The organism is Stenotrophomonas sp. 05L44_2, assembly GCF_056665995.1.
In genome coordinates this window covers 1-11,811 of the sequence record NZ_JBFTNR010000029.1, presented here as the reverse complement: position 1 = coordinate 11,811, position 11,811 = coordinate 1, and the positions used below count along the sequence as shown (strand labels likewise).

10 protein-coding genes and 1 tRNA gene are annotated in these 11,811 nt (G+C 66.1%); 3 read left to right on the top strand and 8 right to left on the bottom strand.

The window, feature by feature from the left end; all coding sequences use genetic code 11:
* The 3 genes from AC1VAN_RS01885 to AC1VAN_RS01875 form a co-directional block, all read left to right on the top strand.
* The coding region (locus AC1VAN_RS01885) for a response regulator (RefSeq protein ID WP_480985163.1) at window positions 1-580 on the top strand (580 nt) is incomplete at its 5' end.
* Window positions 577-1,218: a response regulator gene (locus AC1VAN_RS01880; RefSeq protein ID WP_025879152.1), complete on the top strand. Its 642-nt coding sequence runs from the start codon at window positions 577-579 to the stop codon at window positions 1,216-1,218. The genes AC1VAN_RS01885 and AC1VAN_RS01880, both read left to right, overlap by 4 nt.
* Before the next feature lie 262 nt (window positions 1,219-1,480).
* A complete protein-coding gene (locus AC1VAN_RS01875; protein ID WP_480985162.1) occupies window positions 1,481-4,723 on the top strand; it encodes an autotransporter outer membrane beta-barrel domain-containing protein in 3,243 nt (1,080 codons plus the stop codon).
* 542 nt (window positions 4,724-5,265) lie between these two features.
* Here the strand turns inward: AC1VAN_RS01875 and ychF are convergent.
* The 8 genes from ychF to AC1VAN_RS01835 form a co-directional block, all read right to left on the bottom strand.
* Window positions 5,266-6,357 (bottom strand): redox-regulated ATPase YchF, encoded by a 1,092-nt coding sequence (gene ychF / locus AC1VAN_RS01870; protein ID WP_480985161.1) that lies wholly within the window; start codon window positions 6,355-6,357, stop codon window positions 5,266-5,268.
* 218 nt (window positions 6,358-6,575) lie between these two features.
* A complete protein-coding gene (pth, locus tag AC1VAN_RS01865; RefSeq protein WP_480985160.1) occupies window positions 6,576-7,154 on the bottom strand; it encodes an aminoacyl-tRNA hydrolase in 579 nt (192 codons plus the stop codon).
* Between the two features lie 50 nt (window positions 7,155-7,204).
* The gene (locus AC1VAN_RS01860; RefSeq protein WP_025879148.1) at window positions 7,205-7,822 is read right to left on the bottom strand and encodes a 50S ribosomal protein L25/general stress protein Ctc; all 618 of its coding nucleotides are present in this window, start codon (window positions 7,820-7,822) and stop codon (window positions 7,205-7,207) included.
* A 106-nt stretch (window positions 7,823-7,928) separates the two neighbouring features.
* Window positions 7,929-8,888, bottom strand: a complete 960-nt coding sequence (locus AC1VAN_RS01855) for a ribose-phosphate diphosphokinase (protein ID WP_480985164.1) — start codon at window positions 8,886-8,888, stop codon at window positions 7,929-7,931.
* 138 nt (window positions 8,889-9,026) lie between these two features.
* Window positions 9,027-9,103: transfer RNA gene (locus tag AC1VAN_RS01850), tRNA-Gln, on the bottom strand.
* Between the two features lie 11 nt (window positions 9,104-9,114).
* A complete protein-coding gene (gene ispE, locus AC1VAN_RS01845; RefSeq protein ID WP_480985159.1) occupies window positions 9,115-9,984 on the bottom strand; it encodes a 4-(cytidine 5'-diphospho)-2-C-methyl-D-erythritol kinase in 870 nt (289 codons plus the stop codon).
* Entirely contained in the window at window positions 9,981-10,640 is a 660-nt protein-coding gene (lolB, locus tag AC1VAN_RS01840; protein ID WP_442252021.1) for a lipoprotein insertase outer membrane protein LolB, read from the bottom strand. Before lolB ends, ispE begins: the two co-directional genes overlap by 4 nt.
* Window positions 10,637-11,811: tetratricopeptide repeat protein (locus tag AC1VAN_RS01835; protein WP_480985158.1), on the bottom strand; the 1,175-nt coding region annotated here is incomplete at its 5' end. The genes AC1VAN_RS01835 and lolB, both read right to left, overlap by 4 nt.

Here is an 11,811-nt window from a genome sequence, read left to right as displayed (position 1 = left end):
GGTGTTGACCGACCTCAACATGCCGGGACTGGACGGTTACGGTCTGGCCCGTGCATTGCGCGCGCGTGGGGTTGGCGTACCGATCCATGGCGCAACCGCCAACGCCGACCCGGCCGAACGGCAACGCTGCCACGAGGCAGGGATGCAGGGGGTGCTGGTCAAGCCGATCACCCTGGCAGCACTGCAGCGCCTGCTGACCCAGGTCACGGCCGGGCCGCACAGCGAACCTAGCGACCACGATGCCGATGCCGATGCTCCGCTGCAGGTTCCGGAAAAGATGCAGGCGTTGTTCGTGCAGACCATGCAGGCCGACCTGGACAGCCTGCAGCGGGCGATCGGCGATGTCTCGCCCGAACGCGTGGCACAGGTGCTGCACCGCATCCGCGGCGCACTGGTGATCGTCGGCGCACCGGCACTGGTGGCACACGGCCAGCAGATCGAACAACAGATCGGCGACGGCGACACGCTGCCTGCGCTGGCCGGGGCGCTCGACCATTTCCAACGGCGCCTGCAGCGGCTGCTGGAACCATTGACGCACGTCGCCGCCCCCTCACCTTCCCGCAAACCGACACTGCCATGACCACCCGCATCCTCATCGCTGACGACCACCCGATCGTGCTTGCCGGCATCCGCGATGTCCTGGCCGGCGAACTGGACCTGGACGTGGTCGGCGAGGCCGCCGATCCGGCGACCCTGATCGAGCTGATGACGAGCACCCAGCCCCATGCGGTGATCACCGATTACAGCATGCCCGGTGGTGACAGCTTCGGCGATGGCATCAAGCTGATCTCGTTCCTGCGCCGCAGCTTCCCGGACACGCATGTACTGGTATTGACGATGGTCTCCAATCCTTCGCTGGTGGCAGCCATGTATGCCGCTGGCGCGGGCGGCGTGGTGCTCAAGAGCCACGGCCTGGGCAGCCTGGTGCAGGCGCTGCGCACGGTGCTGGCCGACCGCATCTATCGCCCGCCCGGACTGATGCCGGTTGCCGCGGCGGAACCGGCCGATGCCGCGGTGGTGCTGGCACGCCTTTCTCCACGGGAACTGGAAGTGATCCGCCTGTTCACCGGCGGCATGAGCGTGGGCGACATCGCCCGCCAACTGCAGCGCAGCGCGAAGACGGTCAGCACCCAGAAAATCAGCGCGATGCGCAAGCTGGGCGTGGACAGCGACCAGGCGCTGATCGAGTACTGCCTGCAGGCCTCGTTGTTCGCCTGAGGCGTCCACAACGCTGAACCGTGYCCGGCCCATGCGCCGGGCACGAAGTGCTTTAGGAAACGCCTGATTCCATAGGACAGGGCTGATTTCTAGTCTGGATGCATCCCGCCACGGTGACGACGTCCCATCGTCATCGCGTTACCGGCGGGAGGGAAACCGGATGGCGCCTGCAGCGGCCATCGCACGCGGTTTCCACAGCGACGCGGCCCTGCCGCGCCAGATCGCGCAGCCGCGCTGCGCCCTGCCACAGGAATCCAACAGCATGAACGCCTCTCCCCCACGGCGCCGCCGTGCGCCCGCCTGCGCGCGCGTGGCGCGCCTTCCCTTGATTCCCAGCCTGCTGGCCAGCGCCTTGTGGGCCGCCCTGCCCGTGCATGCGGCCGAACTGCAGGGGCCGTTGAAGGTTACCGATGGTGGCAGCCTGCAGCTGGGCGCCGACGACACCCTGCAGCACAGTGCAGGCGGCTACGCGCTGGAGGCCAATGGTGTGGGCAGCACCATTACGGTCGATGGCAGCTGGATCTCGAGCACCGGCGGCGGCAGCGGCATCCTTGCCAGCGCCGGTGGCAGCGTCGTCATCGAGGGCGGCATCCTGCAGATCGGCAACGGCAGCACCACCGTCGGCTATGCGCTGAACGCCAGCGGTGCGGGTAGCGTGATCCGCGCCAACAACCTGGTCATCAATGCCTTCCGCAATGGCTCCGGCTACGGCACGGTCAATGCCACCGGTGGCGGCAAGGTGTGGTTGAACGGTGGCCGTGTCAGCAGCGGCGGGAACGCGCTGTACTCCACTGGGCGTGGCAGCGAACTGCACGTGACCGGTACGGAGATCAACAACGGTGCCAACAGCGCAGTGTACGCCGAGGGTGGCGCGCTGCTGTCGCTGGAATCGCTGAAGATGACCTTCGACGAAGCCAGCAGCGGCTACAGCGGCCGTCTGTCCTCCGGCGGCAGCGGCAGCGTGCTGTCGCTGCGCGACGTGGACGTGGTCAACGGCTACTTCGACATCGACAACGGTGGCACGCTGCAGATCGTGGGCGGCAGTGCCAGCAGCAGCGGCAGCAGCATCCGCCTGCTCGGCAACAGTGGCAACCGCGTGTACTCCACCGCCGATATCACCGGCGGCCGTTTCGAGACCGTCGGCGGCTACGGCGTCAACGTCAACAGCTGGGCCAAGCTGACCATCAACGGTGCCCACTTCACCGTGCGCGACGGCTATTCCGGCATCTGGCTGTCCGGCGCGGACTCGCTGGCCGACCTTACCGATACCACGATCAGCACCTATGGCGACAACGGCTACGGCCATGGCGTGGACGTCTGGGGTGGTACCGCCACGATCACCGGCGGCAGCATCGATACCCACGGCGATGGGGTCTACGGCCTGCGTGCCTCGGGCAGCAATCCGCCGACGCCCTACTCGCGCATCCGCGCCAAGAACCTGGACATCACCACCCATGGCACCGGCGGTGGCGGCGTCTTCCTTGGCGGCAGCACGGCCGATGCGCAGCTGGACGGAGGCTCGATCACCACACTGGGTGCATCCTCGTTCGGCATCGTGCAGATGAACACGGCCAAGCTCACCGCCGACAACCTGAGCATCCATGCGCAGGGCACGAATTCGGGTGTCTATCGCTCCTACATCACCGTGTTCGGGCCCTATTGGGACCGCTTGGTGTTCAACAACAGCACCCTGCAGACCCAGGACGGCCCCGCGTTGTGGCTGCAGGGCAGCAACCACGAGCTCACGCTCAACAACACCGATGTCGTCGCGCGCCAGCAAGGCAACCTCGACGGTGGCCGCCTGCTGCGGGTGAGCGATACGGTGTTCACCGATGGAAGTTCAGTCGCCACCGCAGACATTCTGTTCACTGCCGACAACAGCCGCCTGACCGGCGATGTCGTGGTCGACAGCGCCACCGCCAACGTGCAGATGACGCTGCGCAACGGCACCGTGTTCAACGGCGCGCTGCGCAACGATTCGGGCTACCAGGTCGCGCAGCTGGCGATGGACGGCAGCAGCCAATGGAACGTGCGTTCCAGTTCCAGCGTCGGCTCGCTGGACCATGCCGGTACCATCGCCTTCGTCGCCCCCACCACCGACGACTTCAAGACCCTGACCGTCACCGGCGACTATGTCGGCAACGATGGCCACTGGCTGTTCAACCGCGCGCTGGGCGACGATGCCTCGCTGGGTGACCAGCTGGTGATCCAGGGCAACAGCAGTGGCACCGCCTCCGTCAGCGTGCGCAACGCAGGGGGCGCCGGTGCCCTGACCAGCGAAGGCATCCGCCTGATCAGCGTGGGCGGCCAGTCCGATGCGCAGTTCTCGCTGCAGGGACGCGCGGTGGCCGGCGCTTACGACTACTTCCTGTACAAGGGCGGCGTCTCCACCCCGGATGACGGCAACTGGTACCTGCGCTCGGAATACGTCCCGCCGGTCGACCCGCCGGAACCGCCCGATCCGCCGATTGATCCGCCGACTCCGCCGATCGATCCGCCTGCTCCGCCGATCGATCCGCCGGTAGTTCCGCCGGTCGATCCGCCACTGCCGCCGGCACCGCCGCGCGTGGAGCGTCCGGAGCCGGCGGTATACATGRCCAACCAGAGCGGTGCGCTGGGCATGTTCCGGCACAGCCTGTACGACCGCAGCGGTGATCCTGCCGAGGCGACCGGTGGTGGCAGCGACGCCATTGCTTGGGCACAGGTGCGCAGCAGCGCGCCCGGCAGCCGCGGCCACCAGGTGAATGTGGACAGCGAGCTCAACAGCCTGCTGCTGGGCATCGGTCGTCGCTTCGAAGCCAATGCCGGCGGCCAGCTGCAGGCAGGTGTGATGGCCGGCCATGGCCGGGCACGCAATGACAGTCGCTCGCAGGTGACCGGTTACACCGCGCACGGTGTGGTCAACGGCACCAGCCTGGGCCTGTATGCGACCTGGTTGCAGGACGCGCGGATGGAGCACGGTGCGTATGTGGACGGCTGGCTGCAGTACGGGCGTTTCCGCAACAGCGTGCAGGGCGAAGGGCTGCAGAAGGAGCACTATCGTTCGCACAGCTGGACCGGTTCGGCCGAGGCAGGCTACGTGCTTCCCGTGCAGCGTACGGCCCAGCGCGGTGTCTACCTGGAGCCACAGCTGCAGGTGATCCACAGCCGCTACGACGCCGACCGCGTGGTCGAGGCCAACGGCACGGTGGTTGAAGGACGCGACAAGGACAGCACCACCACGCGTGTGGGACTGCGCCTGTACACGCGTTCGCTGACGCAGCGCCAGGGGCAGGTACAGCCGTTCGTCGCGGTGAACTGGTGGTCCGGTGGCAACGACGCGACCATCGCCGTGGACGGAGAACGCCTGCGCCGGCAGTTGCCGCGTGACATCTACGAAGCCAAGGCCGGCGTGCAGGTGAATCTGTCGGGCGGCTGGCGCGGCTGGGGTGAGATCAGCCACCAGACCGGTGGCATGGGCTTCCGCGATACCAGCGGCCAGCTGGGCGTCTCTTACCGCTGGTAAGCGCTGCGACGGGTGATCCCAGCGAGGGGTCCGGCGATGCGTCGTCGGACCCCTTGTTGTTTTCCACACCACGCGTGGAAATCGATGGGGGTTGGATGTGGACAAGTGGCCATGAGCCACGCACGACAAGCGTTTTCAGCTCTGGTCATTTTTTATCCAATTAATCTACCGCGCCCGCAGGTGCATGTTTTCCACACAGCAGGTGGAAAGCGCTGCGGACTTGATGTGGACAACCCGGCTTGAACGTTATGCCGCAAGCGTTTCAGGGTGTGGCTGTTTTTTGTCCAGGCGCTTCGATGGTTTTCCACACATCGCGTGGAAAGCCGTGGGGGTTTGGTGTGGACAAGTAGCTGCGAGCCCTGCACGGCAAGCGTTTCAAGGCGTGGTGAATTTCTGTCCACGGCCACCGGCAGCACTGCGCTGGCGCTTCCGCAGCAGAAGCGCGCAGCGGCACTGCTCGTGCGCCCCTTCTGACAGGCGCCCGATACAACAAGACCCCGCATTGCGGGGTCCTGTGGACAATCACTGCGCTGCGTCGTCGATCAGACRTTGAAGCGGAAATGCAGSAYGTCRCCTTCCTGSACGCGGTATTCCTTGCMTTCCAGGCGCAGGCGACCGGCTTCCTTCGCACCGGCTTCGCCCTTGTACTTGATGAAGTCGTCATACGCGATGGTTTCGGCGCGGATGAAGCCCTTCTCGAAGTCGGTATGGATGACCGCGGCAGCCTGCGGCGCGGTGGYGCCCTTGCGCACGGTCCACGCGCGGACTTCCTTCACACCGGCAGTGAAGTAGGTCTGCAGGCCGAGCAGGCTGTAGGCCGCGTTGATCACGCGGTTCAGGCCAGGCTCGGTCAGGCCAAGGTCGGCCAGGAAGGTATCGCGGTCTTCGTCATCCAGCTGCGACAGCTCTTCTTCGATCGCCGCCGACACCGGCACCACCTGCGCGCCTTCTTCGGCGGCACGGGCGCGCACGGCATCCAGGTGCGGGTTGTTCTCGAAACCGTCTTCCAGCACGTTGGCGATGTACATCACCGGCTTCAGGGTCAGCAGGAACAGATCGCGCACCAGCGCCTTCTCTTCCTCGTCCAGACCAGCGGAACGGCCGGCCTTGCCGTCGGCCAGCGCAGCCTGCAGCTTGGCCAGCACCGGCTTGCGTGCCGCTGCGTCCTTGTCACCGCCCTTGGCCGCACGCTCGGCGCGGTTCAGTGCCTTCTCGACGCTGTCCAGGTCGGCCAGGGCCAGCTCGGTATCGATGGTGTCGATGTCCGAGATCGGGTCGACCTTGTTGTTGACGTGGATGACGTCAGCGTTCTCGAAGCARCGCACCACRTGGGTGATCGCATCCACTTCGCGGATGTGGGCCAGGAACTTGTTGCCCAGGCCTTCGCCACTGGCCGCACCGGCCACCAGGCCGGCGATGTCGACGAACTCCACCGCGGTCGGGATGACCTTCTGCGGGTTGATGATCGCCGCCAGCTCGTTCAGGCGCGGATCCGGCACCGGCACGATGCCGACGTTGGGCTCGATGGTGCAGAACGGGAAGTTCGCCGCGGCGATGCCCGCCTTGGTCAGCGCGTTGAACAGGGTCGACTTGCCGACGTTGGGCAGGCCGACGATGCCGCATTTGATACCCATGGGTGACAGCTCTCTGGGGTGAAAGTGATTGGTGAAACAGCGCACGCGCCGCTTGGCCAATCCATCTCGGTGTCGTCGATCAACATCTGTGCCAACCAAGGTTGGCACCTACCGGGGCCGGTTGGCACCTACCGAGGCCGGCTGGCACCTACCGGGGCCGGTTGGCACCTACCGGGGCCGGTTGGTACCCGTTGCCGGCCAGCGGCCGGCACTACCGGTTATTTCGGGGTGTGCAGCCGCTTCATCGCTTCGCTGAAATCGCCCTGCACCGCCAACGGCAGCACGTCGATCGCATCGTCGATGGYGCGGGAGATCAGTACTTCATCGTCCTTGGAGGGGCGTCCCAGCACCCAGCCCACCACGCGGTCCTTGTGGCCGGGATGGCCGATGCCCACGCGCAGGCGATGGAACCTGCCGTGGCCGAGCAGGCGGATGGTGTCGCGCAGGCCGTTCTGTCCACCGTGGCCACCGTCGAACTTCAACCGCGCCACGCCGGGCGCCAGGTCCAGTTCGTCGTGGGCCAGCAGGGTGTCCTCCGGCTCGATCTTCCAGAACCGCTGTGCGGCGGTGACCGACTTGCCGCTGAGGTTCATGAAGGTGGCCGGCTTGAGCAGCCACACGGTCTGTCCGGCAATGTCGACCTTGGCGGTCTCGCCAAACAACTTGCTGTCCACGTTCCATCGTGCACCGGCTTTTTCAGCCAGGGCCTCAACGAAATGAAACCCGGCATTGTGCCGGGTCCGGGCGTGCTCCGATCCGGGGTTGCCCAGACCGACGATCAGTCGCAATCCTGCCATCGTTCCATCCAGATACGGCGCCTGCCCCGAAGGACAGGCGCCGCGGGGTATTACTCGGCCGCTGCTTCTTCAGCGTCGGCAGCATCCTGCTTGCCGTGCTTGGCAGTGACGATGGCGTCGTCGTGGTCCTTGCCCAGCGCCAGCGCCGGGATTTCCACGCCCTTCGGCAGCTTGATGTCCGACAGGTACACAACGTCGCCAGCCTTCAGCTCGCCCAGGTCGACTTCGATCGACTCCGGCAGGTCCTTCGGCAGGCAGCTGATGGCCACTTCCTTCAGTTCGTGGGCGACCACGACGTCGGCAGCCTTGCCAGCCGGCGAGGTGTCTTCGTTGATGAAGTGCAGCGGAACCGAAGCGGTCAGCTTCTCGTTCTCGTTCACGCGCAGGAAGTCCAGGTGCATGATCAGCTGCTTGTACGGATGGCGCTGCATGTCACGCAGCAGCACCTTCTGCACCTGGCCGTCCAGGTTCAGGTCCAGGATCGAGGCATAGAACCACTCGTTCTGCTGGGCCAGCCAGATTTCGTTGTGGTCCAGGCTGATGGCGACCGGTTCGGCGTTGCCGCCGTACACGATCGCCGGGATCACACCAGCGGTACGCAGGCGGCGGCTCGCACCCTTACGCTGCAGTTCACGCTTGGTGACCTTGATTTCATGGGTCTTCGACATTTTCGACTACTCGGTTGTTGCCTTGCCTTGCGGCTTGGCGGTTGAAGGCACTTCCGCGACCAGAAGCGCCCGGTGTGTCCCTGCCGTTGCCGGCGGGGACGAAAAATCAATCCACGTACAGCGAGCTGACCGACTCGCCGAAGGCGATGCGGCGCATCGTTTCGGCCAGCATTTCCGCCACGCTCAGCTGGCGGATCTTGCTGCACACCCGCGCGGCGTCCTTCAGCGGGATGGTGTCGGTCACCACCAGCTCATCAAGCTGGGAATTGGTGATGTTGTCCACCGCCGGGCCCGACAGCACCGCGTGGGTGCAGTAGGCGGCGACCTTCAGCGCACCGCGCGCCTTCAGGGCAGCAGCAGCGGCGCACAGGGTGCCGGCGGTATCGACGATGTCATCGACCATCACGCAGGTCTTGCCTTCGACGTCACCGATGATGTTCATCACGGTGGAGACGTTGGCGCGCGGACGGCGCTTGTCGATGATSGCCAGRTCGGCGTCATCCAGKYGCTTGGCCASKGCRCGGGCGCGRACCACGCCGCCSAYGTCCGGSGACACCACGATCAGGTTCTCGGTGCCGTAGGCGCGCCAGATGTCGGCCAGCAGCAGCGGAGAGGCATACACGTTGTCGACCGGAATATCGAAGAAACCCTGGATCTGGTCRGCGTGCAGGTCGACGGTCAGCACGCGATCAGCGCCGGCGGTGCTGAACATCTTCGCCGCCAGCTTGGCGGTGATCGGCACGCGCGAGGAACGCATGCGGCGATCCTGGCGCGAGTAGCCGAAGTACGGCACCACGGCGGTCACGCTGGCCACCGATGCGCGCTTGAGCGCGTCGATCAGCACCAGCAGTTCCATCAGGTTTTCCGCGCTCGGCGCCGAGGTCGGCTGGATCACGAACACGTCCTGCTTGCGAACGTTCTCTTCGATTTCCACCTGCACTTCACCATCGGAGAAGTGCGAGACCAGCGCCTTGCCCGGGCGGACTCCCAGTTCCTTGCAGATGTTCTGCGCCAGACGTTTGTTGGCGTTGCCGGAAAAGACCAGCAGGTTCGGGGACTCTTGCATCATGATTGTCTCGGGCGGGGACGAGTGGCGGGGATCCGGTAGCGGCAAGGACCACGTCGGCCCCTGCTGCTGACAACACCGCGGCTGTTCCCACGTCCCGCGCAGGTGATGCGCTGGAAGGCGCGGACGCAGCCGCATTGGCAGGGGCGGGAGGATTCGAACCTCCGAATGCCAGGATCAAAACCTGGTGCCTTGGGCCTCTTGGCGACGCCCCTGCATTGATGAATCAGTGTTGCTCGAGTGCATCCAGCAGTGGCGAACGTGCAACGCCCGCAGCCACCCTTGCCCGCAACTCCTTCGACAACTTCGCTCGTCCCTGCTCGGCGGCAGCCTGCGAATCGAACTCGACGAAACAACCACTTCCCGAACCGGTCAGTCGTGCCGTGCCGATGTCGCTCAACGCAGCAAGCACCGCCTCGACGGCAGGCTCACGGCGGCGCAGCACCGGTTCGAACACGTTCCCGACCAGCGTGCCGGAAGCGAAGTCCTCTATTTTCGCCTGTGGACTGTCGCGCGTCAAATCCGGATCTGCGAACAGCACCGGGGTCGGCACATGAACGCCCGGTTCGACCACCACATACCAGGCCTGCGGCAGGGTGATCGGCCGCAGCCGCTCGCCCACCCCCTCGGCCCAGGCGTTGTGGCCACGCACGAACACCGGCACATCGGCGCCGAGGCGCAAGCCCAGCGCCGCCAGCGTATTTTCGTCCAGCCCCGCGCCCCAGAGCCGGTTCAGTACCACCAGCACGGTGGCCGCATCGGACGAACCGCCGCCGAAACCGCCGCCCGCAGGAACGTGCTTTTCGACGACGATATCGACACCTTTCTCGACATTCGCCACCTCTTTAAGCAACYGCGCCGCGCGAACCGCCAGATCATCCGCCTCCGCGACACCGGCCAGGCCATCGCCCTGCCGCCGCACCTGGCCGTCTTCACGCAGGCGCAGGCCGATCCGGTCGCCCCAATCGAGCAGGCGGAACACCGTCTGCAGCTCGTGGTAGCCGTCGGCACGGCGGCCGGTGATATGCAGGAACAGGTTCAGCTTGGCCGGGGCCGGCCACCAGGACCAGCCCGCGTCATCCACCCGCGCGTTCATGGCGCGCCCTGCCCCCACTGGTCGACCAGCAGGCGCACCTTGGCGTCACCATTGACCGCCTCGACCCTGCGCGGCAGAGCCGGACGCCCGGCTTCGGCCGGATACCAGTCCAGATACTGGATCACCCACCCCATCTGCTGCATGCGCCGCGGACGGCCATCGGCATCACGCTCGATCTTTTCCGGCCCAGCGCTGTCGCCGGCGACCAAGCCGCGTACCCAGTCCGGCAGCTGGTTGACCGGAATATCCCAGCCGGTGGCTTCCAGCAACAGGGCCTGCGCGTCTTCACCGTCTCGCGGACCACCGGCCAGTCCTTCCAGACGGCCGGCTTCATGATGGCTATCACCGCTCAACTTCCAGCTCTGGCGGGTGACCGGCGCGCTCAGTTCGACGACATAGCGTTGGCCTTCCTGTTTCCAGTCGATGCGGCCGCTGCCACCATCCTTGCCCTTGCTGACCGCCACCCGGCCCTGGAAATTCCACTCCGACGCCGATCGCAGCGCGTCCACGCGTGCGGCCTCGGCGGCGGTCGCTTCGGCGGAAACGGTGGTGACCACGGCCGGCGCCGGCGTTTTCTGCCGGCCAACGGTGGTACAGGCACTCAGGGCCAGGGTCATGGCCACCAGCAGCAACGGCCGTATCGTGGAAACACTCATGGGTTGAATTTCTCGCGGGCGCGCAGCAGCGCGCGGTTTTCAGGGTCGAGCCTGGCCGCTTCCTCGAAGAAGTGACGGGCTTCATCGTGCTTGCCCAGCACCCACAGCACCTCGCCTACGTGGGCGGCGATTTCCGGGTCCTTGGCCAGCGTCCAGGCGCGGCGCAGCTGTACCAGCGCGTCGGCGTTGCGCCCCAGCCGATACAGCACCCAGCCATAACTGTCGACGATGGCGGCGTTGTCCGGTTCGGCCACGCGCGCGCGGTCGATCAGTTCGAGCGCTTCCTGGTAGCGACCGGTCCGGTCGGCCAGGGTGTAGCCCAGTGCGTTCAATGCCGGCACGTTCTCCGGCTCGGTCACCAGGATCTTGCGCAGGTCGGCCTCGGCACGGGCGATGTCATCGCGGCGCTCCCAGGCCAGCGCACGGGCATACAACAGGCCGTTTTCGTCCGGATACGCGGCCAGGCCACGGGCCAGTGCGTCGATCTCGCCGGGAAGGTCGTCGGCGCGCTGGCGCAGCTCGGCTTCCAGCAGATACGCATCGCGCCGCACATCGTCATCCACGCTGGCATCGGACTGGATGGCATGCACTTCATCCAGCGCCAGCGACTGCCGGCCCGCCAGACCCTGCGCATTGGCCGCGCGCAGGCGCGCTTCATTCAGCTCATCGCCGCCAGGAACGCTGTGATACCAGTTGACCGCCTCCGGGTAGCGCTTGAGGTACTCGGCGATCTTGCCCAGCAACAGGCGCTGCGCCGGGTCCGGCTTGGCCGCCTGCCGAGACAGTTCGTTGTACAGATTGGACAGCGCGGCCTTGTCGCCCTGCTTGGCCAGCAGCGAAGCGCGCATGCCCCACGTCTGCACATCCTGGGGACCGACCGCCAGCACGCGCTCGGCCGCTGCCGGCTGGCCGAGGCTGTCATAGGCGATGGCCACCGCGTTGCGCAGATCCGGGTCCTGACGGGTCTTCGGCTCCACCCCATGCAGCAGCGACAGCGCCTGGTCGGTCTGGCCGGCCTGCTGCAGCTGGCTGGCGCGCAGCAACGCCACGCGTGGCTCCTCGGGGAAGCGCTTGACCACCTCATCAATCATGCGCCGTGCCAGCTCGGGCTTCTCCATGCGCAGTGCAAGGCGTCCAAACTCCTGCCAGGCCTCGATCTTCTGGGGAATGG

Bases quoted from the DNA above. Each gene is read 5' to 3' on its own strand.
- AC1VAN_RS01880 (WP_025879152.1), top strand. From the start codon at position 577: ATGACCACCCGCATCCTCATCGCTGACGACCACCCGATCGTGCTTGCC.
- AC1VAN_RS01860 (WP_025879148.1), bottom strand. From the start codon at position 7,822: ATGTCGAAGACCCATGAAATCAAGGTCACCAAGCGTGAACTGCAGCGT.
- lolB (WP_442252021.1), bottom strand. From the start codon at position 10,640: ATGAGTGTTTCCACGATACGGCCGTTGCTGCTGGTGGCCATGACCCTG.